Raw genomic sequence first — 23,147 nt, 5'->3', positions numbered from 1 at the left:
TTCAATATTATACAAAAAAAAGTAATGGCTTTGTTATTTGCAATAGTTGGTGAATGGTCTAATTATGGATTAAGAGGACTATTAATGCTGTTCATGAGTGGTATCATAAGTTCAATGAATAGTTTATCTGAATAGTTCAGATGAATAAATTAGTTTATAAACAGTAATAGTTAATAATTGTATGACTGTATTAATTATATCGGATAATGAGTCAACATTTTCATCAAAATGGATTAATGCACTTGAAAGAATCCAAGCAGATTATGTTTGCTCAAAAATTGAAGAAGATTGGAATACTAAGATTTCTCAATTTAAACCGAATATTGTAATAGGATGTCCTAACTCTTTTGATATTTATAAAAAAAGAAAATATGATGAAATACATCTTCAAGTCTTGAAAAATTACGATGTCCCGATTTATCCTGACTTTAAAGCAATAAAAATCTATGAGAACAAACCTGAGTTACAAAAAATATTGGTTGAAAATGATATTCCTCATCCCAAGACATACTATTATACAGAATACGAAAAAGGGCTTGACTATATCTTTAATGAATCAAAATCCTATCCAATAATTGCTAAATCAAATTCAGGTGCAGGCGGTGTTGGTATAAAATTTCTTAGGAATAAAATTGAAGCAGAGAAACTCGTTTATGAAGTTTTTAAAGGAAGGGGTTTTCCAAAACGAATTGGGCCAAATCTAAGGCAGGGGAATAAACTTTCCAGAACCTGGAATAAAATAACAAATCCAGGTGTACTACTAAAAAAACTGAATGCATATCGCAAACGCTACCAATACCGTCAAAAGGGTGAAATTCTTTTTCAGGAATTTATTCCTCATGAATATGAGTGGCGGGTAGTTCGAATTGGGGAGTCATATTTTGCGCACAAAAAAATTGCAGAAAGTGGGATGGCAAGCGGTTCCAAACTGAAAGGGTATGAGAATCCGCCATTATCTGTTTTACAATTTGTAAAAGAGATTTCAGATAAACTTGAAATCAAAAGTGCAGCATATGATCTATTTGAAACATCGGACGGTAAATATCTGGTAAACGAAATTCAAACCTATTTTGGACAATCAGATCCTTATCAAATGCTGATTGATGGGAAGCCTGCGAGATATGTTTATAGAGACAATAATTGGATCTCTGAATTTGGTGATTTTGCACGAAATCAGTGTTACGATCTTCGGTTAAAATATGCACTTGATATGGCAGGTATTGTACATAATATTACATTTCAATGAATACTTAATGTTTTACGATGAAAATTATATGTGTAGTTAGTTTTTTGGGGAAAAGTTTTAATGCAAAAATTTATAAAAAGAAGTGTCTGAAATAAAAGCAAATAAATTTATACTCGTGCCACGTCTTGATAATCCCGGTGGTGTAGCGAATTATTATTCAGTGCTGAAACCGTTTCTTGATAAAAATTGCACGTATGTTTATCGTGGTAAATCTTCAGAAAAGAATAAGATATGGCGATTCATAACCGATTATATCCATTTTTATAAGTCAGCGTATAAAGATGGAAATAGTGGAGTCATTCTTATTAGCAGCTCACTCGGTTATGGTGGGTTTGTAAGAGATGGAATTTTCTCATTACTATCAACTAAAAAGCATAAAAGAATCATTTTTTTCAGAGGCTGGAATCCATCCTTTGAAAAGAAGATAAATAATTCAAGAATCCTGAGATTTTGGTTACAAAAAACGTTTCTCAAAGCAGATCATATCATAGTATTATCATCAGAATTTAAAAAGAAGCTTAGTGATTGGGGTTACACAGGTCAAATTTCAACCGAAACTACCGTTGTTGATGAAAAGCTGTTGAATGATTTTAAATTCAGGGAAAGAAAGTCTGAAGTAAAAAATCTATTGTTTCTCTCCAGGATTGAAAAAGCAAAAGGAATTTTCGAAGCTGTAGATGCTGTAAGTCTTCTTTTAAAACAGGGCAGGGATATTCAATTAACTATTGCAGGTAACGGCGCGGCAATGGATAATTTAAAGGAGCATATATACAATTTTGATACAGATGGAATTACCTTGAAAGGGTATGTGGAAGGTGAAGATAAAATGAATTGCTTAATATCGGCCGATCTATTCCTATTTCCATCCTATCACGAAGGCATGCCAAATTCCGTATTAGAAGCCATAGCTTTCGGCCTTCCAGTACTAACAACCAGAGTCGGCGGCATTCCCGACTTTTTCGAAGATGGCAAAATGGGGCTGTTCCTGGATAACCGAGAACCGGAGCATATCGCAGAGAAGATTGAATATCTGCTGGGCAGGCCGGAGCTGATGAAAGAGATGTCGGAGTATAACTACAATTATGCGAAAGAACATTTTTATGCAAGCAAAGTAGCTGCACGCTTGGAGAAAATTATTGATGATGTAGTGGAGGAACGTGTATGAGTAACCTGCAGATCTGCCTGACTCACGATATTGACCGTATATCAAAATCATGGCAGTATATCACGCATGATCTGAGGAAGGGGAGAATCTCAGGATTCAGACCGTTTTTAAAGGGCAACAACCCCTACTGGATGTTTGAAAAAATGATGGGCATCGAGGAAAAATATGGGGTGCGGTCAACCACCTTTTTTTTAGAAGAAACCATGCCGGCTACATGGTCAAAACCAACCACCTGGAAACTGGCGTATGGCCGGTACAGCTATCAAAACAAAGAGATACAAAAGGTGATCCGGGATATGGATGCCGGAGGCTGGGAAATAGGCGTACATGGCAGTTACCTGTCCTATAAGAACCTGGAACTTTTGAAACAGGAAAAGGATCACCTTGAGCAAATTCTTGGCCATAGTGTTTCAGGAATACGCCAGCATTACCTAAATATGGAAGAACCGCTGACCTGGGAGTTACACAAAAAAGCGGGGTTTGAGTATGATGCGTCACTTGGCCGAACGGATGGTATTGGGTATAAAGATGATCGCATAGCGCCCTTTACCCATAAAAAAAGTGGGCTGTTTGTAATACCGTTAACCCTGATGGAGTGCTACCTATTTAGCGAAGCCGGCCATAACCCTCAAAAAGCGTTAAAACTTGCAATCAAATGGATGGACCACTCGGAGAAACATGAGGTGCCGTTCACCATCCTTTGGCACCAGAGAATGTTCAATGAAGAGGAGTTTCCGGGATATGCCTGGGTATATGAGGAAATTATTAAGGAAGGGAAAAAAAGAGGTGCTGAATTTTTAACCTGTGACGAAATCGTAAATAAATTGAATAGTGAAGAAAAAATTAGTTGTCATTGATCTTGATCATACACTCATAGGTGTAGACAGTTTTCGGTTTTATATCAATAAAAAAATTAAAAACGGTTCTTTTTATGCACTTATTCTCAAATGGCTGAGGCGCTTTCGGTTCATTCGACTCGAGGATTTTAAAAAATATACCATCCGGTTAATTTTGGAAGAAGATCCTGAACTGAATAATTTAACCGGAAATTTGACAAGTTTTTTAAATGAACCACTATTAAATAAATTAAAAAGTGAATTTGTTGGCGATGAATTTGAGTTGCTGATATTAAGTGCCTCTCCAGATAATTATGTCAGAATATTAGGTGAACGGTTACAGATAAATGCAAAGGGTAGCCACTTTGAAAATGATACAAAAACCTTCATGCATATCCATGGCAAGGGAAAGATTGATTATCTGCTGCATCATTTCCCTAAAGATACTTATAACTATGAATATGCAATTTCTGACAGCATAACTGACGAAAAATTATTGTCACTTTTTAAAAAAAGTGAACTGATAGAACCATTTAAGATCAAAGATGCAAAATAACCCGGTGCAGATTTATAGTGATTGTTATGAAAAAGTCAGGGATAAAGATTTTAAAGGGTATGATCCCTATGACCTGCTGAACTGTGGGGATAAAGCCTGGAAGAAATTACCCCACCGTGTTCTTTTTTATTTGACGCAGGTGAATAAAAGAAGCCCTGTAAACTTTCGCCCGGCAATGGGTGTGGAAAAAACGCTTATTCCAAAAGGAAAATCCTTGATTCTGAGTTCTCTTTTAAAAATATCTTCAATAGGTCAATCCGAGGATGAAATTAAAATGCTGGTTGGATCTATTCTTAACGATAAATTTGATGGGTATCACGGTGCCTGCTGGGGGTTGCCATTTGAGTATGCAAACAGGAAAACAGTGCGAAATAATAATATAGGAGATGTTGTCGCAACCTCATATGTTCATGAAGGATTGTTTAACCATTATCAACATTATCGGGATGAAGAAATTAAATCCGTATTACTGAGCTGTAGTGAATTTGTTTTAATGGATTTAGAAGTTCAGGAGCATAGAGAGGGCTTGAAATTAAATTATGATACACAAAAAGATACAACTGTCTTTAATGCTATTGGACTTGCATCCGATATTTTGGTGAGAAATTATCAACTGAATGAATCGGGTAAACAGATCGGATTTGCTGAAAAACTTCTCAATTATATTGTTTATCACCAGGAAGAGAACGGGTTGTTTCCTTATTCACTACAGGGAAACAGTAAGAAATATCAAACTGATTTTCATCAACTGTATGTAATTTCAAGTCTTTTGAATTTTAAAAATGCAACAGGTAGTAAGAAATTTGATAAAACTATTGAGAGGGGCCTTAATTTTTATTTGGAAAACCAGGTTTCACCGGATGGAGCCATTTACTGGAGGTTACCAAAAAAATATCCTATAGATATTCACAACCAGGCATCAGCCATTTATTATCTATCAAAGTTCAGTAAATCTCTGGAATTTGATTATTCATTTATAGACAGGATTTATCACTATGCCGTTGAAAATTTTTACTCTTACGAAAAAAACTATTTTTATTATCAGAAATACCCGCTGTTTGTTAATAAAGTGAATTACGTTCGTTGGGGGCAGGCCTGGATGCTGTATGCGTTAAGTGAATACATAAATTTCAAGAACCGGTGTCAATGAAATTTGATGTTATCGTAACAGACTGTGAAACCAAGCATGGGTATGAAATTGCAAAAAGCCTGGCAGAAAGAGGCCTGAAGGTCAAAGCTCATTTTAATAAAAAGCTTACTCCCTTTTATTTTTCAAGGATTTTAAGACATAAAGTGTGTTTTCAATTTAAAGCGGTAATAGATGTGGACCGGTTGGTAGGCCAATTAGAAAAAGATCAACCGGATGTTTTGATCCCGGTTAGCAATAAAAGCGTATATCTTGTTTCTGAAAACAGAGAAATACTTACAACGAAGACCCGGTTTTTACTTCCGGAAAAAGAGAAAGTCAGGTTGGCTCAGAATAAGAGAAAGACATTCAAATATGCGGAATCAATCAATATTCTGTGCCCTAAAACTATTTATGATACGTCAGATGATTTGAGTAAAATTTCAGAAAGATTATCTGAACTTTCTTTTCCGGTGGTTCTTAAATTTGTAAACGTGGGTGAAACAGGTGTAAAATATTGCAATAGCTTAAAAGAGGTTGAAGAAATCTTAACGGGATATGGATATAAAGAAGGAAATATACAACCACCGGTTATTCAAGAATATATTTTAGGGCATGGAGTGGGGTATTACGGATTGTACAAAAACGGAGAATGTATATACGACTATACACATAGACGAATACACGAGTACCCTGTAACCGGCGGCTCCAGCACATTTGCGGTCAGTACTAACAATAAAGAATTAAAAAAAATTGGGCGTAAGATTCTTACCTCATTGGAATGGAATGGCGTGGCGATGATAGAATTCAAAGAAACGGCAGAAGGAGAGCTGGTTCTGATGGAGATCAATCCCAAGTTTTGGGGTTCATATGCACTTTCTGAAAAAATTGGCTTATCAATAGCTTGGGACTATTATAATTTGGCAAAAGGAAAAAAAGTAGAAACTAAAGAATACAAATCTGGAATAGCATATAAATGGATCTTTAACGACTGGCTTTATCAAAGAGATACCCTATTGAGTAAGAAGAATATTGCAAAGATAGATGGTGATATCGTCAAAGTCATTCATAATGATATTTCACAGAAAGACATAATCGTAACCTTTTTAAAGAGTATAGATGGGTTTGTTCGTTTAATTACAAAAAAAATTAACCCTCACTCAATAAGTAGTTAAATGATAGTTAGATTATTACATGAAAGTACTCTTTGAACTTCATCACCCCAAGCATTATTACCAGGTGAAGCATATCTACCATAAGTTTGATGATTTTTTATTTGTCATCAAGGCAAAAGATATCCTTGAAGAACTGTTAATCAGTGAAGGAGTTGAATATGTGAAAATCGGGGGTGTGAAAGCCGGTATTGTGAATAAGCTTACCAATTCAGTGGGGTTAATGGCTGCATTTGCCAAAGTTATTCGTGCATTTAAACCCGATGTGGTATTCAGCAAAGCTTCTCCCTACTCTGCGTTTTTGTCTCCATTATTCAGTTATAAAACAATTATAACCCCGGATTCCGAAGTTGTGGCACTGACCAATAAATTTGTATCCAGGTTATCGGACCTTATAATAACTCAGCATTGCTTTGAGCTGGATTTTGGTAAGAAGCATGTGAAGCTGGATACCTTTTTTGAAAGCTGTTACCTGCACCCGGATTACTTTACACCAAATCCTGAAATACTTTCAAAGCATGGAATTAATCCGGATCAAAAATTAATTCTTTTAAGATTTATCGGCTGGGGGGCAAATCATGATATCGGAAAGAGCGGACTGCCTGACCAAGAAAAAATTGAATTGGTAAAAAAACTGGAATTGTATGGGCGGGTAATTATATCATCAGAAAAAAAGCTGCCAGTTGAATTGGAAGGAAATAAATTCAGTGCATCACCAAATGTTATGCACCAGCTTATGCATCACGCGTCGCTCTATATGGGGGACTCCCAATCTATGGCTACTGAAGCCGCTTTACTGGGTACACCTGCAATACGCTGTAATTCTTTCGTGGGACCCGATGATATGAGCAACTTTGTATTTCTTGAAAATCAATTAAATCTGTTGCATAACTTTAGTTCTATAGATATGGCAGTGGATAAAGCATTTGAATTATTAGAGGACGATGAATCAAAGTCAGAATGGAATGAGAGAAAAGTATCTTATTTTAAATCTATTCAAGATCCCAATGTGCAGTTGTTAAATTATATCAACCAACTCTGATGTCAAATAATGAACGTACATTCAATTCTGTGGTAAAAGGTATCTGGATTCGGATAATCTCAGTTATCATACCCTTTACCTTCCCGGCACATATAACTACGATGCTGCACAGAATGAGAGGTGTTAAAATTGGAAAAGGTTCCAAAATTAACAGGACAGTTCAAATTGACGATTCAAATCCGGACTTAATTGAGATTGGTAAAAATGTGTGGGTGACAGGAGGGGTTATGATATTATGCCATCAGCGCGATCTAAAATTTTATGAAATAGATAAACCTGTTATGGAGTGCCCTCTAAAAGTGGCAGGTGTTAAAATTAAAGATGGAGCACACATTGGGATTGGTGCGATCATCATGCCGGGAGTAACAATTGGAAAAGGGGCAGTTATCGGTGCAGGGGCAGTCGTTACGAAAGACATACCGGATTATTCAGTTGCGGTAGGAATGCCGGCAAAAGTGATCAAAACGTTTGAGAAGTGAAAAAAGATTTTACGGTATCAATTTATAAGAAACTTCTTATAAGCTTTATTGAAGTAGGTTATGGCTTCCAAACTTATCGCGAGTTTACAGAACAACCTGAAAAAAAAGTAATCCTCCTACGCCACGACGTAGATGCTCGAAAAGAACATTCTCTTCAGTTTGCTAAAATTCAGCATGAGAACGGAATACAAGGAACCTACTATTTCCGGATGGTGCCGCAGTCGTTCGATGATGGGGTAATAAGGGAAATCGCATCCATGGGCCACGAAATCGGCTATCACTACGAAGATATGGACTTCGCCAAGGGGGATGTGGACAAGGCGTACGGGCTGGCAAAAAAGCACCTGGCGCAGCTTCGGGAGGTCGCAGACGTACAAACCATCTGCATGCACGGCAGCCCGCGTTCGCCGTACGACAACAAAGAAGTTTGGAAGAAGTACGATTATCGTGAATTAGGAATTATTGCGGAACCCTACTTCGATCTCGATTTTTCGAAAGTGCTGTATTTGACAGATACCGGAAGGAGGTGGGACGGGGAGGGGGTTAGCATTAGGGACAAGGTGCCTGTGACGGAGAGATTGGGTGAAGGGGAGAGTGGGAGAGGGAGTGAGGGGGAGAGTGGGAGAGAGAGCGAACACTCAACACCCAACACTAAAAACTCAAAACTTTCACTATCAAAAAAGTATTCATTTCGATCGACTAAGGACATTATCAACGCTTGCAAATCCGGCAAACTCCCCAACCAGATTATGATGAATTTTCATCCCCAGCGGTGGACGGATAATCCGGTTTTATGGACTCAGGAGTTGGTGTGGCAGAATTTTAAGAATATTGTAAAAGCAGGGATTGTGAGGTTTCAGGGTTTATGAGTTTATGGGTTGATTAGTTTATAAGTTTATCAGTTGAAAGGTTTAAGGGTTTATCCGTTTATAAGTTTATGTAGTTAGGTGTTCATAAACGGATAAACAAATTCACGAAGTGAATGAATAAACGCATAAACTATATTGGAATGCTCATGGGTTTAATGTTAATCTTGGCTATATAAACGTATAAACTTCCTTTTCAACTCCTAAACCTGTACGGTATTTGAATGGTAATACATCCTGCAGGTTTTGATTTTATTCGATATATTTTTGAAAAAATGAGTATAGATATGATTTCCAAAAAAAGTGTAATTCAGGGCCTTGAACAGCTGCCGGACCAGTTTTCGGTTGATGAGCTGTTTGAGCGGTTATTGGTGATTGAAAAAATTGAAACCGGCCTGCAGCAATCAAAGGATAAGAAAACAGTAAGCACCGAAGAAGCAAAACAAAAACTCGGTAAATGGCTCGGGTAAGGTGGACGCCTCAATCTATTAACGATATTGACCAGATCGCTGAATATATAGCAAAAGATTCCCGTGTATATGCTTCCATTCAAACGGAGAGGTTTTTTAAGGCTGTAAAAGTACTTGAGAGCCAAATCAGGGCGGGCAGGATCGTTCCCGAAATTGATGATGATTCAATAAGGGAAATTATTCTTGGATATTACAGGATAATATACCGTTTAGTAAATGATGATCAGGCTGATATCCTGACTGTCCACCATAGCCGAATGGATCCCGGAAGTAATACAATTTTTAAATCACTTCTTTAAGGTTGAGAAGTTAAAAACTCCGTGGTTATTAACCACAGTGGGACACAGAGTACACAACAGTGTCGCACTGTGGAATATAGAAACTCGGTGACCCTCTGCGGATAACACTGTGCAACTCTGCGGTTATTAGCTGGTTATTCTGCGGTACTCAATCATCCATTTCAAAACCATTAATCACAAAGACAGAACCAATGAAAATCATCTCAGTCGTAGGCGCACGTCCACAATTCATCAAGTTAGGGCCTTTATCTCGCGAGCTTCGGAAAAATCATGAAGAGTTTATCATCCATACCGGTCAGCATTACGACGCGGAGATGTCGGACCTGTTTTTTGAGCAGCTCAATATTCCTGAGCCCGATATTAATTTAGAGATCGGTTCCGGAAAACACGGAGCCCAGACCGGAAAGATGCTGGAGGGGATTGAAGAGCAGATCGAGCAAATAAAACCGGACATGGTCCTGTCTTTCGGCGATACCAACTCTACGCTGGCGGCCTGCCTGGCAGCATCAAAAATGGAAGTGCCGTCGCTGCATATCGAAGCCGGTTTACGAAGTTTCAACCGCTCCATGCCGGAGGAGATCAACCGCGTGGTAGCCGACCATACCGCAGACCTGCTGTTTGCGCCCACCCCGGAGGCGGTTAAGCATTTGGAAAGGGAAGGGTTAAAAGACCGTACCATCCTCACCGGGGATATCATGGCCGATACCTTTGAATATGTGCACAACAATATCCTCGGAGATCATCTGCCCGAAACTGAATATTACCTGCTGACACTGCACCGGCCCTACACCGTTGATGATCCTGAAAAGCTTCAGAAATTGCTTAACATGCTGTCGGAGCTGGACCGTGAGGTGAAGTTCCCTGTTCACCCGCGTACAGAGAATATAATCGATAAAAACAGTATCCAGGTTCCGGATAACATTAAGCTAAGTCCGCCCCAGGGATATCTTGAATTTCAAAAACTGCTTAAAGGGTGCGAAAAGGTCATTACGGATTCCGGGGGGTTACAGAAGGAGGCCTACCTTGCCGGAAAACCGTGTATCACCATTCGCCCGGAAACAGAGTGGGTGGAAACGGTAGAGGCAGAATGGAATATGCTCCTGGATGCAGAGGATGAGAACGTTGCAGGCAAGATCATGGATTTTACTCCTAAGAAAGTGAGGCCTGATCTGTATGGGAAGAATGTAGCGAAACGGATGGTTGAGGAGATTGTTCGCTGGCGCTCACGTTGAGAACGCCCCCGCAGTTGTACCATGGGCATTTCACAGTCTGGGATAAGCAGATGGGGGTAAAACAAATAAATTACTTTTTAAAAATTAATTTGTATTAATAAGTGTAATTTTTATTATATATGTGGTCTAAAGTATGGAGAAAATTCTATGCTATACTGATGTTATTTTTAGAAATTCCGGGGTACAAAATAACTGGCAGGTACTATTTTTGCAGGAAGGGAAGTTAATTCGATGAAGTCAGGTTTAAAATAACAAGCATTTCCTGTAACCAGTATTGAGTAGCTTTTGGGTCTGAATTCAATCCGCATTATTACTGAGTAAAGCATGGATTCAACATTATCTTCAATATAACATTTGAACATAAACAGGCCGGGTACAAGTCAGATCATATATAAACTACTAATTCATACGTCATGAGTTCATCATTTAAAGAGAAGTACAGGAAATACTACAACTCTCCAATTTTTCTCATACTGCTCATTTCAGTTTTTTCTTCCTGCAGCGACTGGAATTCATATGACTTGCCCGGGCAGGAAATTGAAAATGAACAACAATTACTGATTAATGTGGTTGATGTTAATGAAAATTCCATAACGGGATATACGCTGGACATTGAAGGCCCTGTATCACACCATCAATCCGGTGTAACAAAATCGACGTTTGCCCTGGACAATCTCCAGGATGGCACCTACAAAATTACCGTTAAAAAGGAAGGTTATCTTGATGCTGAAACAGATATTACAGTTGATTTACCTGGGAAAGATGTCACCAGCCATTATGATGAAGTAAGCCTGGTTTTACAACAGCGTGCCGATACCCAGGTAATTGATTACCGCGAAGGCGGGATCATTCGCACAGCACCATCTGTAGAGAATGAAATTTTCGGGGAGCCGATTACCCTGTCATTTTCACCCTATGCTTTGCCTTCAAGCCTGGCTGATGAAACCGGCCACGTACAAATTTCTGCTAACCGGATTATACCAACTGATATTGATGAAACGTATGAAGGTACGGTTCAGAGTTATATCATTTTTGACAATGGTATTGGGGAATTAAATGAATCGGTATCTATCGAAATTCCAATGCAAATTGCCAGCGAGTACGCCGGGGAATTGACGTACACCCTTCAGCCCGGCAATATACCGCTTGAGATAGTGGAGAGTAGCGTATCTGGTTCGAATGAAATGCAGAATAAAGGTTCACGCGGCCGGCAGATGCGTGCCAAAGCACCGGGCTTACAGAATTATGCGGTCGTTGCTAACCTGCAGGTGCGGCAAAGTGTAAGCTGGACCGACTTCAAAGTTGTAGAACAAGGCGGCTGCGAGGAAGATGTAACGGTATCATACACACTGGAGTCAGGTGATGCTAAGACTCTTGCGCAGCAACATTCAAATCTTGCCTCCAAACTTTCAGGCCAGACCTATACTCTTGATAAAACATTTAAAGGAGTTCCATTTAAAAAAGTTACTATTGAGGTCAGAAATAAAATACGAGAGTTTACAGTTCGGGAATTGCCCTCAAAAACAGAAATTGAACATTCAGAAGTTCAGGAAAAACCGATACAGTTTCGCACCATACTTAAAGATTGCCACAACTCTGGTGGCTCTTAAGGGAATACGAAGAGGCAGTTTTAATGTGTAACTTTTTTTAATCCAGCCCACCTTAAACCCACTCTGCGCCTTAACGCCGTTGTGAGGGCCTACACACTGCGCCTTAGCGCCGTTGCGAGAAACCCACACAGTTACTCAAAGGCGATAAGGCCATTCTCATCTATGATCCCCCAAGCTAACACACCGCGCCACTACTAGGGCCTACACTCTGCGCCTTAGCGCCGTTGCGAGCTACCCACATAGTTACTCGAAGGCAAAAAGGCTATTCTCATCTCGCATCCCCCAAAACACACCGCGCCGTTGCGAGGGCCCACACTCTGCGCCTTAACGCCGTTGCGAGAATCCCACACAGTTACTCGAAGGCAAAAAGACCATTCTCATCTATTATCCCCCAAAACACACCGCGCCGTCGCGCCGTTGCGAGATTTCCACATAGCTGTTCGAAGGCACAAGCATGATCACAATTTTTTCTTTATACTCACAACCCTCACTACTTTTAAATTTTAAACCTGCAGATGCTGTCCGGGATAAAACGAGTACTTTCCCCGTTTTATAAATCTTTATATATAACAGGCTTTTACCGTCTGCCGGCAATTCTATTCTTAATGGTATTCTTACAGTTTACCGGGCGGGTATCCGCACAATCACTAACAGGAACTACCGGGCTTTTCCATATACCGACGGCGGAAATGATGTCCGACAGGACGTTCATGGCGGGTGTCCATCAGATACCCGCGAAATACAGCCTGTACGGCAGAGGGTTACATGATAACAGGTATGGGTTCGCGACGCTGACCTTCCTGCCGCGAATTGAGCTGATGTTCCGATACACCTATTTGCTGGGAGTTGACCGAAGCTCACGAACCAGCGGACCGTTTATGGACCGGATGGTTGCAGCGCGTGTGCTTATTATACGGGAGTCCGGCTATCGCCCCGCACTATTGTTTGGAGTTCATGACCCGGGGCAGGCGTTTGATGTTGCCGCAAATAAATATTTTGGTGCAAACTACCTTGTCACTACTAAGCACTTCTCCGCCGCCGGGTTTAGAGCCGCCCTGCATGCGGGTTACGCATTTGACCTGTTTAATGAAGCTACACAGGTATATGACGGCTTATTCGGGGGGATGTCACTATCACATCAAGCTCTGCCCTGGTTTGAAATAATGGCCGAAAATGATTCATTCCGCTGGAATGCAGCCGCAAAGCTGCTGATATTGAACCGGGTACAGCTTATGGCCGGCCTTATGGAATTGAAAAACCCTGCCGGCGGAATTAGTTACAGGGTAACACTATGAACCATAACCCGTTCAATATCGGTTGTATACCGAAATCTATAAGGTTTCAAGAACTGTGCTATGGCTTCATAACCGGGGTCCTCGCCATGCTGTTTTTACCAGGGGCAGCACAGCCTCAGTCCCTTGCAGGTCAGCTTACAGAACATGGTTTCGAAAATGTTACAGTCATGAAAACAGGCGCTCACCTGTTCGTTGCCTATGAAAATCGAATCTACAGGTCAGAAGCTGAGGCGTTAGCCAATGTATTAACCTTTGCAGGCCGGGCTGAGGTTTCAGCCGATTCACTTACTGTAATTATTCGCCAGTCAGAAGTGCCGGTACTTGCTGTCATCACATCCATAAGCAGCCTGGACGGTTTTTTAAATGGCGGTAAAAGGTATGAAGCCTGGCTTGATGCCACAGAGATCACACTACATACACGTTCACTCCCATTTGCCCGTGCGGACGGTCATCGTACAGTGCGGCACCGAACCCGTTTCAGGCCGGTGTTTCCCGTCGGCCTGGGAATGCGTTACCAGCTGGGCAATTACAATGAACCCTACCGTTTTGCATTTGATCTTGAGCCGGAAATTGCCTTACCGCTGGGCAGGGGTTTTACGGCCAATGCAAGATTAGCTGTACCACTTTATAATAATTTTGATGACAATACATATATCAGGCCGGCCCTTGCAACACTTTCACGTCATTTTACCCTGGATGAAGGCCTGCATGGAGCCGTTTCAGCGGGAATCTTCGGCCGCAACAGGGCAGGGGTGCATTCAGCCATTAAGGCTTTTCTGTATCAAGAGATTTTCTCCCTAACCTTGGATGCCGGCTACACCCGGTTTACATCGTTTACGGGTGAAGTTAATTTTCCAATTACAGAGAACCGGCCTTATTCATTCTACACTCTTTCGGCTGATTACCGCTGGAGGTCCTATGATTTAAATATACGTGCGCAGTACGGCCGGTTTTTGTACGATGATTTTGGTACAAGAGTACAGGTGCACCGCCATTTTAGTGAAGTGGAATTTGGCTTTTTTGGGATTAACACACGGCTTGGATCCAATTTTGGATTTTATATGTCACTGCCATTATCACCGCGAAAATACCGTGATGCAGGCCCTGTTCGCATTCGCCCGGCCCCGCGATTCCCAATTGCATACCGATACCAGGGAAACGATTTCCGGGCGCGGACGTACGAAACAGGCATCCGGTTCGAAGAGCAACTCATGCAGGTTTACCCCTCGTTTATCAAAAATGAGTTGAAGAGGTTTTTCTGAAAGATCCCGATTCATATTGTACTTTCAATGCTCACGCGAATCGTTGAGTGCTCACTGTGTTCGCGTGGAGTGCGCTGTCGCGCGTTGAATCGTTGAACTGTCGAGAGTTCGCTCCGCTCACGTTGAATCGGCGAATCGTATAAGTTGGCAAAAAATGTAAAGGTCGAAGAACGATTCAACAGTTTAACGTGCCGCAGGCACTCTCCACACGCCCAAGCCAGTGCTTTTCTGGTCCCGCAGAAGTGCGGGGGCGTACTCAACAGTTCAACGTTCGCGAGAGCAAACATTCAACCTGCCGCAGCCAGTGTTTTTCTGGTCCCGCAGGATTGCGGGAGCACACTCCACATACAGTAGGCCTCCCATGTTCAGGGTGATATTTGATACGCAGGGAACTGGATATTTAGGGAGGAAGTGACGGAGAGACTAAGAGAGATTCATTTCTGCGAATTAAGATGGCGCAGGGAAATTAATACAGTGATTTTCTGTGCAGAACTCAACGCTGCTCTTCTGGTTTTAAGTATTTCTAAACCATTGAGCAACAGCTGTTTATATCTTTCGAGAGAACTTGTTTAAATCTATCCCATCACTTATCAATATACGTTGCTGTATCAGGCAGTATATATCTTTTCTTATAGCATAATGACTATATCTACAGTAATTATATTAATTATTTTTAACTTTTATAAGTAATCAATACGCTCTATAATCTGAGAAAGCTGCGTTAGGGGCACTTATTTATCACTGGGCTTAGGGGAATAATATGAGCACTGCATCATCAGTACAGGCGAGAGAATTAAAGCCTGCTTTAAAATCATGGATTGGACGGAAAACAAGAGTTGATACTCAGATATCCGCGTTTATTAATGATACCTTTCACGGGGCACTTACCGAAGATGATTTTTTCTGGATCAACACCATTCAGCCTGAACAGTTAAGGCCATGTAATCCGGATCATTCCGGGTACGCTAATGTTGAGCGCCTTAACGATATCAGGACCATTAATAAGTTTCTTGAAACTGCAAATCAACATCTCCAGAAGGGAAAATATATCTTAGTCTGTGCCGAGACGGTCGGGTCACGCCGCAAACGAATCCTGGCCAAATTTCCAAAGCCTTTCAACTACTTATACTATTTCCTTGATTTTATTCTGAAGCGGGTGATGCCCAAAACAAGGCTGACCCACAAGATCTACTACGCCATCACCAAAGGACGCAACCGGGTTCTTAGCAGAACTGAAACGCTCGGACGTCTGCACTCCTGTGGTTTTAAGGTGCTCAATCACCGCCTGATCGGTCACAAAACTTGGTTTATCGCCAAAAAGGTGACTGATCCTTTGTTTGATATGGAACCTACCTACGGTGTACTGGTCACCCTCAAGAGGGTTGGCTACAAGGGCGAGTTAATCAATGTCTCCAAGATCCGCACCATGCACCCATTTTCTGAATATATCCAGGATTATATATACGAAAAGAATGACCTTCAGAACGGCGGTAAAATCAATAACGATTTCCGAATTACAAGCTGGGGACGGGTTCTCCGAAAGCTTTGGATAGACGAGCTGCCGATGATCTGGAACGCACTAAAAGGGGAGATGAAACTTGTTGGGGTGCGTCCCCTGAGCCGACACTATTTCAGTCTTTACTCCGATGAGATGAAAGAGCTACGCACATCCGTCAAGCCGGGTCTCGTTCCTCCGTTTTATGTGGATATGCCTGAGACGTTTGAGGAGATCATGGAGTCGGAACGCGCCTATATCGAAGCTTACAAAGAAAAACCGATTCGAACCGACATCCATTATTTCTGCAAAGCTTTCTACAATATTCTCATTAAACGCGCGCGAAGTGCCTGATTATGATGGAAGATTTGACAGAAAAATCTGCCACTGGCTGTCATCTCCAGCCAATACTAACGATAGGAGATCTGATCGCGAATATCAGGACCAGTATAACACTGGCTTCGGGAGGCCTGTATCACTCCGTTTCCAATAAATCGGACTTCGGCCAAATACTTTTAAAAATATTCCAGAAAAAGATTTAACACTGACAAATTCAGCAGCATAGTAATGGGGATTCTTTTCCCTGCTAAATTTGATTTAAACTGGCAAACTACAATACACACTTGGGTACTCACATGAAACAGACAATACAGCCTTTTCTTCGCAAATTGATTACAACCGCGGCCGCAGCTACTTTGGTGATTTTATTGTTTGGGATGCAGGTGGGGCACGGGCATAGCATATCGCCCGAGAACCTTGTTAGTGATCCAATAATTGATGAAAATCCATCAAGCTTATCTGGCTTGGATTATCTTGAAGGTTCCGGTCCATCCAATGAGCAAAGCTTTACTGTTGAAGGCACAGATCTTGGGGGAGATATCACAGTAGCACCTCCTTCTAATTTCGAAATCAGTACAACACCCGGCAGCGGGTTCACAAATAGTAACATTACCCTTTCCCAATCAGGAGGTTCAGTTTCTGAAACGATTTATGTGAGATTAGCTGCCGGTCTGGGTGCAGATACATATAGTGGTAATATTACATTGAGTTCTTCCGGGACAGAAAATGTTACTGTTATTCTCTCAGGAAAAGTGAAAAAATCGACAGTTCAAATCACCGGCCTCGAAGGCTACCGCCTGCTCTCCACCCCTGTAGAGACTTCGTTTTCAGACTTCCTCTCTCCCATCTATACCCAGGGTGCCGTTGGCGGCAATACCAGTAATGGCGATCCCAACGTATTTACATGGGATAACACCGCTACGGGAAACTCCCGCGACAACTGGATCGGGGTAACCGATCTGTCCGGCACGATCAGCGCGGGTACCGGGATCCTGGTCTATGTATTCCAGGATGATGAGTTCGATGTGGAAGGCTCTTTTCCCAAGACGTTGTCCGTGAGCGGTGAGGAAAACAGCGCAGGATTTACGCAAGATGCAAACAGTAATAATGGAGGCTGGACGCTGCTCGGCAACCCGTTTGCTTCCCCCATATTCTTTGATCAGTTAGCGAAAACCAACCTGACGGACGTTGTTTACGTTTGGGATGTAAACGATGAAAGTGGTAATGCCGGTGGTGATACCGAAGATGGACTAGTCGGTTCAGGAAGCTGGAAAACATGGAATGGTACAGCAGGTGATATTGAACTCGGTATCCTCGCCCCGTTCCAGGGCTTTTTTGTCCAGACTATTGGGAGTAATGGTTCTGTTGAATTTACGGAGGACGCCATAATTAAAGGCGGTTTTCTTGGTAAACAGCCCGAACGTGACGTCATTCGCCTGGAGCTCAGCGGGCAAGGCATGAGCAACTCCGCCTGGATGGTCTTTAGCGAAGGCGGCTCTTTGGAGCAGACTAAGGGCGACGCTCACCAGCTTCAGCCGCTTTCTGCAGATCACACTCTGCTTGCTGGGAAGAAAACCGGCGGGCTGTTCGACATCAGCATGCTGCCCCGGCCCGGCAGCGACTTTGAACTGCCCCTGGAGGTAGACGCCACCCTGCCCGGTACCTATACACTTCGTACCACCGAGATCAACGGTTCTTTCGGCCAGCCGCTGTTCCTGGAAGATCGCAGGGAAAACGTAGCCATTGAGCTAAACGGGCAAACTGAGTATGAATTTACGCTTGAGGGGCATCGGCAAAAAGCCGTTACCGATCCGATGGCGCTTCTTGCCGAAGGACCTAAAATGGCCAAAAGCTCCGGAGACAGCCCGCGGTTTGTCATCTCCGCAAAAACCTCGGTAAGCATCGACGGCCCGGCAGAACTACCAACGGAGCTGAGCCTGCGGCAAAACTACCCGAACCCGTTTAACCCGAGCACGGTCATCAGCTACGCGCTGCCGGAGCAGAGCCACGTAACCCTAAACGTCTTCGATATCACCGGACGGAAAGTGGCAACGCTGGTCAATGGGCAGATGAACGCTGGAACGCACGAAGTAACCTTTGACGCCTCGAACCTCTCCAGCGGCACCTACATCTATCATCTGGATACCGGTCAGGGTTCGATGACCCGCCGCATGACATTGATTAAATAACGCCGAATTACAACAGACCTTTTTATTTCTTAAAATTTAAGCATTATGAACAGAGCATCCAGCGACCAGCACAAGCACGACCCGCAGCAAAAAGCCCAGAAGCCCAACCTGTCCAAACGGCCCTGGACTAAACCGAAAGTTATGGAGGAAGACTTTCGCAATACCGAACAACAACCGGGACTGCCGTATTCCCCTCAACAAGTCTCTTAAGCGATGCGTTATTACCAAGCAGACTAGCACGAACGTCAGGCATGGCATTTCTCGTGTATTAGCACAATTATTTTGCCTGCTTGCGTCCTTAAAGACTATTGACCGTGCAAAACTTCCAGTCCTCAGAAATGCGATGTCTCTTTCACACTTGACTCCCTGTCCCAATATATTGTAATTCAATTCAAAATCTCCATTCCCAGTTTTGGAACTTCAACAACTTCCCAATCCATGCCAAACTCTGAATCTTGAGAAATACCATGTCTATTCCTCTCACCTAACAGACATGGCATTTCTGTACAATAACACCATTCTCAGCATTTGAACATCTACAAAGTACCAGCTGACGCTGGGTTACAGGTCCTGAGAAATACCATGTCTTCCTAATGTCTCTCCATGCACTTCACGTCATTCAGACTTTTTCAACCTCAATCAAACCTTTCTCCACCAGTTGCGGCAGGAACTCCAGCATATCCTCGCGGCATTGCTGAGGTGTCACATCAAACTCATCCGTCAGTGCTCTGCACAGTTCCTCAACCGTAACAGGTTCTTCAATCTTATTCCAGACTTCAGTGGCTATGTTGTTTAATCCATAATATTTGCCTGATTCTGTATCAAACATCACCAGTTCATCGGCAACCTGCGAGGAGAGGGGACGGGACGACCGTTTAATTTTACTATTTGGAGTAATCATATATGAGGTAATCTTTTGGTTGGTTTAGTTTCTTTTATCTGTTAACAATACGTTTGTTGATAGCTTCTAAAAAGACTGAAATTTTAAATTCGCTTTCATCTAAACGTCATCTAAACCGTGATACCATCACGTATTGTTCAAGGTTCTCTCCTCCAAGCACCACGTGGTTTTCGGCAATGAGCCAGGCGTGGGGACGCATCTCATTTTTGCCGGATTCTGATCTTTGTGCAGAACCCGGCTTCAGTACTCCGAGGCATAATTCACTTGGAATACCCGCCTTATTCATCATGATTTTTGCAGCAGATGATTGAACCAGGCACTTACTCTCCCATGGAGTTCTCCGGCTCACCGATCTGACAGCCCTAACGATATCCTGAACAGTCTCGACTGCGCCGTCTGACGCTTCTATAGTTGTTTCCATTTCCATTATTGATCCAGATTCCAGGTGCGATCTATCCTGACGGTCATGAACGCGACCTTCGGAACCCCCGACCAGTCTCTTCAGCACCCGGAATGGCAGGAATCTTATCACAAATCGCATGACAGCAATCCAAAAGAGCGCCTCCATCAGTCGCCTGCGATAACGGGCCGGTTTACTGAAAAACCTTGTTACTAATCCCGTCGTTGCGGGTTTAGAAGCGGTATATTTACTTTTATTTTGCATAAGATCAGAATTAGCCCATGATTTCCCGGTACAGCAGATCAGCCGATGCCGGCAGAAGGTGCAGGTTGTCCGGCAAGTTTACCCTGTAGACCGGCAACCGGCTGGCAAGCTGTATACAAAATTCCAGCGATTTTTGTCCTGGCAGATTGAGCCACTCCCGGCCATAGATATGCTCGACAAGACCCATCACCGCCTGCGCATTCTTCATTTCCGTAACAACCGGAACGCTGATATCTTCTCTGCGCTCATCAAGAATTAGTATTGCATGAACCGGGGCCGGACTGTCATAAAATCCCCCGGGCAGTTCACCGGCCGTGAGCCATTTTTCAGCGTCCTCAATTCCCTGGTTGAGGCCATTCAGTTTTTCAACGGCCCTTAGCGCATCAGAATCAACAGTAAGCGGAATCAGGTTCGCACCATTCAAATTCTCTACATACTTCGTTATGCCCGGTTTCACTTTGATCCGCGGATAGCCCGGCATCACAACCGGGTTACCATCATTATCATTTTGAATGAGGGCGATATCATCAGAATGCACCGAAAAGCCGTTGGCGGCAAATGCGGCCGAAAGAGATGATTTCCCGGCACCACTGATTCCGGTTATCAGCAACGCTTTATCGTGGCGGACGAGCGATGATGCGTGCAATATGTTATCTCCCTGGATTGATGCCGCAGAGGCCATCACCACGTTCATCAGGTTGAAAAGCGTATCACGCCACTCCGGCCAGCTTTGGGTCGCACGAATATCAGTTCCATCCCCGCTAAAAGAGAACTCATTAGTGTGCCCATATTGATTATAAATTCGCAGGTGCCAACTCTTTCCTTCTTTTTGCCAGGTGCGGTACATGGTGTTTGGGGAGCGGTCCTCAGTTTTCGGTACAATTCCGTCATACCGGATCGTAAGATCCACCAGTCCGTCCCCGGCCTGCGGAAGTGGCATTGGGTAGTTGCTTCTGACCCTCTTTCCATAAATAGAATAGAGTTCATCGACGGATGGAAAATCGGCAGGAATGTGTGTAGAAAGCTTTTTCATGCGGTACAAAAAATACGAAACTATTGCCGGAAACTGAACTCAACATCGATCAATGATAAATGAATACTGAAAACTCTTAACATGGTTGAGTTATAATTTGAGTTATAAAATGTAGGTATGGACAGACAAGATAAATGCAGAAACCCGTTTTATAACCACATTTCCACAGAATCATCTAATTTTCTTTATTCAACCAGGAGTGTAATTCTTCTTTTCGTTCGATGATGCCGGTGTACTCCGGATCACCGCGTGAAACGCGTAGTATTTTAGAGGTATGGAACCATATCATCTGGCCAAACCGGACCAGGTACCAAAGATAGATCATCGGGGAGCCGGGGCGAATTGGATACTTTGCAATCATCTGATCTTTGGATATAAAAAGGCGCTTGATTACCGCAGATGTTTTTCCGGTCAAGCCCTCAGCAGATGCAAAAGTTATAACAGCATTTCCGGCTGCTTTCGAATCTTCTTTTTTTGTCAGGATTTGCCTCCGGGCTGTCTCCACAAGTGCGGGAATAGAATCATCCGCATGAAGCCGTTTTATTATGTCTTCGGGTACATCCGCACCCAAAAAATCTTTTGCAATCACCAGGGAGAGAAGAACGCCCCGTCTCCATCCATATTCGGCCGATCGGGAACAAACTTCATCCCAGTCCAGCTTATCAAACCGGTCAATCACCGTCTTCAAATCACAAAATGGGCGCAAACCGAACGCAAAATTGTGTTGGTACGAGGTATGCAGACAAAGGTGAAGAAGCAAATCCTCTGCTGTTAATGAGAGAGCATTAACGCCGGCTTTATTTATGGGTGAAGCTCTTTGAATGATACCATCAGGTTCAATATGATATGATCTGCCTGGTTTCGTAATATTCCAGTGAATTTCAATACCGGCAACATCTTTTTTTATGAGCCTGGGTAAATGTTTGTTGATTTGAATGATTTGATTAATATCATTCATATATACGTGAGATATTGGTTGATACCCCATCTCAGTCAGTAATTGGTAAACTATTTCAAGGTGTTCTTTTTTGAAAAGAAGATCCATGTCATTCATCTCCCGCAGCCCGCGATTTTCATAGACGTGCTCCGCAAGATAGATGCCCTTCAAGAGAATAACGGGGATGTTTTTTTCATCAAGCGCTGATAGCAGTTTGCGAAGTTCCCCGTAGAAAAGAAGATTGTTTTTAGATACCTGCCGGCTGTATGCACTCATATACTCAAGTGAAGAACGTGAGGCTTCGGTTTGGATCCCATCGCCGGCAGCCATAAGCCTTTGATACAAAAGAGGTACCACCCGGTGTTCAGTTGCACAATCGCCCAGGCGCTTCCACTGCTTCCGGTTCATTTCAGTAAGCTGTTTTGTGGGAAAACGATGTGGCTCCCTGTGCAAACAGTTGAGCAGAACTGAAATACTTGGGTCAGAGCCGGGCGGTAGATTGGGCATGTTGGTAAAAAACTGTGAATCTTAGATTAGTACAAAAGATAGAGGAATTACGATAGAAATAGAAGCTGGGTTAAGTTGATGGTGAACGGTTATTGCCTGGGGAGATTCTGGCTTCACTTAGAGCTGGGAAGTCAGCCAAAACCATTATGGACCGGCGTTGTTGGGAGAAAGTCTGATAAGAATCGTCCTTAAATTGGACTTGATGACGCGCTATAAATAGTTTTCCAGCAGAACACCCCATTCCCTACGTGCTTTTGCAGATAAATCTGGATAGATGTAGTCTACAATGGAAAGAAAATTAATTAACCTGAGTTCTATTTAAAAAAATGGTAAAAGCAGTACAAAAAGGGCGTTAGTGAAGTTAATTCGTAAACAAATTATGTCATGCCACGCCACGGTGTGGCATCTCCTTTCTTTGTGTTATTT

General features: G+C 42.6%; 23 protein-coding genes. 19 read left to right on the top strand and 4 right to left on the bottom strand.

Translation table 11 applies throughout. From position 1 onward, the window contains the following. The first annotated feature begins 181 nt into the window (after window positions 1-181). The 18 genes from DYD21_RS10520 (at window position 182) to DYD21_RS21060 (ending at window position 18,889) form a co-directional block, all read left to right on the top strand. Window positions 182-1,246, top strand: coding sequence for a RimK family alpha-L-glutamate ligase (locus DYD21_RS10520; protein ID WP_116036249.1), 1,065 nt, complete (start codon window positions 182-184; stop codon window positions 1,244-1,246). Window positions 1,247-1,328: 82 nt separating this feature from the next. Further along, window positions 1,329-2,411, top strand: a complete 1,083-nt coding sequence (locus DYD21_RS10515; protein WP_116036245.1) for a glycosyltransferase family 4 protein — start codon at window positions 1,329-1,331, stop codon at window positions 2,409-2,411. Continuing rightward, window positions 2,408-3,268, top strand: a complete 861-nt coding sequence (locus tag DYD21_RS10510; RefSeq protein ID WP_116036243.1) for a polysaccharide deacetylase family protein — start codon at window positions 2,408-2,410, stop codon at window positions 3,266-3,268. Before DYD21_RS10515 ends, DYD21_RS10510 begins: the two co-directional genes overlap by 4 nt. Further along, complete coding sequence (locus DYD21_RS10505) at window positions 3,243-3,803, top strand: haloacid dehalogenase-like hydrolase (protein ID WP_158551543.1); 561 nt, start codon at window positions 3,243-3,245, stop codon at window positions 3,801-3,803. The genes DYD21_RS10510 and DYD21_RS10505 overlap by 26 nt, the downstream gene beginning before the upstream one ends. After that, window positions 3,793-4,953, top strand: coding sequence for a hypothetical protein (locus DYD21_RS10500; RefSeq protein ID WP_116036238.1), 1,161 nt, complete (start codon window positions 3,793-3,795; stop codon window positions 4,951-4,953). Before DYD21_RS10505 ends, DYD21_RS10500 begins: the two co-directional genes overlap by 11 nt. Continuing rightward, the gene (locus DYD21_RS10495) at window positions 4,950-6,104 is read left to right on the top strand and encodes a hypothetical protein (protein ID WP_116036235.1); all 1,155 of its coding nucleotides are present in this window, start codon (window positions 4,950-4,952) and stop codon (window positions 6,102-6,104) included. Before DYD21_RS10500 ends, DYD21_RS10495 begins: the two co-directional genes overlap by 4 nt. Before the next feature lie 19 nt (window positions 6,105-6,123). Then, entirely contained in the window at window positions 6,124-7,143 is a 1,020-nt protein-coding gene (locus DYD21_RS10490; protein ID WP_116036232.1) for a DUF354 domain-containing protein, read from the top strand. Then, window positions 7,143-7,622: an acyltransferase gene (locus DYD21_RS21420; protein WP_116036229.1), complete on the top strand. Its 480-nt coding sequence runs from the start codon at window positions 7,143-7,145 to the stop codon at window positions 7,620-7,622. Before DYD21_RS10490 ends, DYD21_RS21420 begins: the two co-directional genes overlap by 1 nt. Then, window positions 7,619-8,491 carry a hypothetical protein gene (locus DYD21_RS10480; RefSeq protein ID WP_116036226.1) on the top strand — a complete coding sequence of 291 codons (873 nt, stop codon included), beginning with the start codon at window positions 7,619-7,621 and terminating at the stop codon, window positions 8,489-8,491. The genes DYD21_RS21420 and DYD21_RS10480 overlap by 4 nt, the downstream gene beginning before the upstream one ends. Before the next feature lie 221 nt (window positions 8,492-8,712). Next, on the top strand, window positions 8,713-8,958 hold the full coding sequence (locus tag DYD21_RS10475; RefSeq protein WP_199535501.1) for a hypothetical protein: 246 nt from the start codon (window positions 8,713-8,715) through the stop codon (window positions 8,956-8,958). Further along, a complete protein-coding gene (locus DYD21_RS10470) occupies window positions 8,946-9,257 on the top strand; it encodes a type II toxin-antitoxin system RelE/ParE family toxin (RefSeq protein WP_116036223.1) in 312 nt (103 codons plus the stop codon). The genes DYD21_RS10475 and DYD21_RS10470 overlap by 13 nt, the downstream gene beginning before the upstream one ends. Before the next feature lie 191 nt (window positions 9,258-9,448). Continuing rightward, window positions 9,449-10,489: a non-hydrolyzing UDP-N-acetylglucosamine 2-epimerase gene (wecB, locus tag DYD21_RS10465; protein WP_116036220.1), complete on the top strand. Its 1,041-nt coding sequence runs from the start codon at window positions 9,449-9,451 to the stop codon at window positions 10,487-10,489. A 413-nt stretch (window positions 10,490-10,902) separates the two neighbouring features. After that, the gene (locus DYD21_RS10460; RefSeq protein WP_116036218.1) at window positions 10,903-12,099 is read left to right on the top strand and encodes a carboxypeptidase-like regulatory domain-containing protein; all 1,197 of its coding nucleotides are present in this window, start codon (window positions 10,903-10,905) and stop codon (window positions 12,097-12,099) included. A 605-nt stretch (window positions 12,100-12,704) separates the two neighbouring features. Then, window positions 12,705-13,394, top strand: a complete 690-nt coding sequence (locus DYD21_RS10455; protein ID WP_158551540.1) for a YjbH domain-containing protein — start codon at window positions 12,705-12,707, stop codon at window positions 13,392-13,394. A gap of 86 nt (window positions 13,395-13,480) precedes the next feature. Further along, window positions 13,481-14,656 carry a YjbH domain-containing protein gene (locus DYD21_RS10450; protein ID WP_158551537.1) on the top strand — a complete coding sequence of 392 codons (1,176 nt, stop codon included), beginning with the start codon at window positions 13,481-13,483 and terminating at the stop codon, window positions 14,654-14,656. 760 nt (window positions 14,657-15,416) lie between these two features. Then, complete coding sequence (locus DYD21_RS10445) at window positions 15,417-16,505, top strand: sugar transferase (protein ID WP_116036210.1); 1,089 nt, start codon at window positions 15,417-15,419, stop codon at window positions 16,503-16,505. A 281-nt stretch (window positions 16,506-16,786) separates the two neighbouring features. Next, window positions 16,787-18,679 carry a T9SS type A sorting domain-containing protein gene (locus DYD21_RS10435; protein WP_116036205.1) on the top strand — a complete coding sequence of 631 codons (1,893 nt, stop codon included), beginning with the start codon at window positions 16,787-16,789 and terminating at the stop codon, window positions 18,677-18,679. A 45-nt stretch (window positions 18,680-18,724) separates the two neighbouring features. Next, complete coding sequence (locus tag DYD21_RS21060; RefSeq protein WP_158551535.1) at window positions 18,725-18,889, top strand: hypothetical protein; 165 nt, start codon at window positions 18,725-18,727, stop codon at window positions 18,887-18,889. 409 nt (window positions 18,890-19,298) lie between these two features. On the opposite strand, the gene DYD21_RS10430 is transcribed toward DYD21_RS21060, so the two are convergent. Continuing rightward, entirely contained in the window at window positions 19,299-19,580 is a 282-nt protein-coding gene (locus DYD21_RS10430) for an HPr-rel-A system PqqD family peptide chaperone (protein WP_116036203.1), read from the bottom strand. 106 nt (window positions 19,581-19,686) lie between these two features. Continuing rightward, window positions 19,687-20,112: a lasso peptide biosynthesis B2 protein gene (locus DYD21_RS10425; protein WP_233505518.1), complete on the bottom strand. Its 426-nt coding sequence runs from the start codon at window positions 20,110-20,112 to the stop codon at window positions 19,687-19,689. Between DYD21_RS10425 and DYD21_RS21305 the strand changes: the two genes are divergently transcribed. After that, window positions 20,047-20,196: a hypothetical protein gene (locus DYD21_RS21305; RefSeq protein ID WP_233505519.1), complete on the top strand. Its 150-nt coding sequence runs from the start codon at window positions 20,047-20,049 to the stop codon at window positions 20,194-20,196. The genes DYD21_RS10425 and DYD21_RS21305 overlap by 66 nt on opposite strands. A 58-nt stretch (window positions 20,197-20,254) precedes the next feature. On the opposite strand, the gene DYD21_RS10420 is transcribed toward DYD21_RS21305, so the two are convergent. Further along, window positions 20,255-21,277 carry a hypothetical protein gene (locus tag DYD21_RS10420; RefSeq protein ID WP_116036200.1) on the bottom strand — a complete coding sequence of 341 codons (1,023 nt, stop codon included), beginning with the start codon at window positions 21,275-21,277 and terminating at the stop codon, window positions 20,255-20,257. 175 nt (window positions 21,278-21,452) lie between these two features. After that, a complete protein-coding gene (locus tag DYD21_RS10415) occupies window positions 21,453-22,721 on the bottom strand; it encodes a nucleotidyltransferase family protein (RefSeq protein ID WP_116036198.1) in 1,269 nt (422 codons plus the stop codon). Window positions 22,722-23,147: the final 426 nt, after the last annotated feature.

The sequence above is a fragment of the Rhodohalobacter sp. SW132 genome, assembly GCF_003390325.1.
GTDB lineage: Bacteria > Bacteroidota > Rhodothermia > Balneolales > Balneolaceae > SW132.
This window is presented reverse-complemented; position numbering and strand designations above follow the sequence as displayed.

Bases quoted from the DNA above. Each gene is read 5' to 3' on its own strand.
- DYD21_RS10520 (WP_116036249.1), top strand. From the start codon at position 182: ATGACTGTATTAATTATATCGGATAATGAGTCAACATTTTCATCAAAA.
- DYD21_RS10510 (WP_116036243.1), top strand. From the start codon at position 2,408: ATGAGTAACCTGCAGATCTGCCTGACTCACGATATTGACCGTATATCA.
- DYD21_RS10500 (WP_116036238.1), top strand. From the start codon at position 3,793: ATGCAAAATAACCCGGTGCAGATTTATAGTGATTGTTATGAAAAAGTC.
- DYD21_RS10495 (WP_116036235.1), top strand. From the start codon at position 4,950: ATGAAATTTGATGTTATCGTAACAGACTGTGAAACCAAGCATGGGTAT.
- DYD21_RS10490 (WP_116036232.1), top strand. From the start codon at position 6,124: ATGAAAGTACTCTTTGAACTTCATCACCCCAAGCATTATTACCAGGTG.
- DYD21_RS21420 (WP_116036229.1), top strand. From the start codon at position 7,143: ATGTCAAATAATGAACGTACATTCAATTCTGTGGTAAAAGGTATCTGG.
- DYD21_RS10475 (WP_199535501.1), top strand. From the start codon at position 8,713: ATGGTAATACATCCTGCAGGTTTTGATTTTATTCGATATATTTTTGAA.
- DYD21_RS10470 (WP_116036223.1), top strand. From the start codon at position 8,946: ATGGCTCGGGTAAGGTGGACGCCTCAATCTATTAACGATATTGACCAG.
- wecB (WP_116036220.1), top strand. From the start codon at position 9,449: ATGAAAATCATCTCAGTCGTAGGCGCACGTCCACAATTCATCAAGTTA.
- DYD21_RS10460 (WP_116036218.1), top strand. From the start codon at position 10,903: ATGAGTTCATCATTTAAAGAGAAGTACAGGAAATACTACAACTCTCCA.
- DYD21_RS10455 (WP_158551540.1), top strand. From the start codon at position 12,705: ATGGTATTCTTACAGTTTACCGGGCGGGTATCCGCACAATCACTAACA.
- DYD21_RS10450 (WP_158551537.1), top strand. From the start codon at position 13,481: ATGCTGTTTTTACCAGGGGCAGCACAGCCTCAGTCCCTTGCAGGTCAG.
- DYD21_RS10445 (WP_116036210.1), top strand. From the start codon at position 15,417: ATGAGCACTGCATCATCAGTACAGGCGAGAGAATTAAAGCCTGCTTTA.
- DYD21_RS10435 (WP_116036205.1), top strand. From the start codon at position 16,787: ATGAAACAGACAATACAGCCTTTTCTTCGCAAATTGATTACAACCGCG.
- DYD21_RS21060 (WP_158551535.1), top strand. From the start codon at position 18,725: ATGAACAGAGCATCCAGCGACCAGCACAAGCACGACCCGCAGCAAAAA.
- DYD21_RS10430 (WP_116036203.1), bottom strand. From the start codon at position 19,580: ATGATTACTCCAAATAGTAAAATTAAACGGTCGTCCCGTCCCCTCTCC.
- DYD21_RS21305 (WP_233505519.1), top strand. From the start codon at position 20,047: ATGAACGCGACCTTCGGAACCCCCGACCAGTCTCTTCAGCACCCGGAA.
- DYD21_RS10420 (WP_116036200.1), bottom strand. From the start codon at position 21,277: ATGAAAAAGCTTTCTACACACATTCCTGCCGATTTTCCATCCGTCGAT.
- DYD21_RS10415 (WP_116036198.1), bottom strand. From the start codon at position 22,721: ATGCCCAATCTACCGCCCGGCTCTGACCCAAGTATTTCAGTTCTGCTC.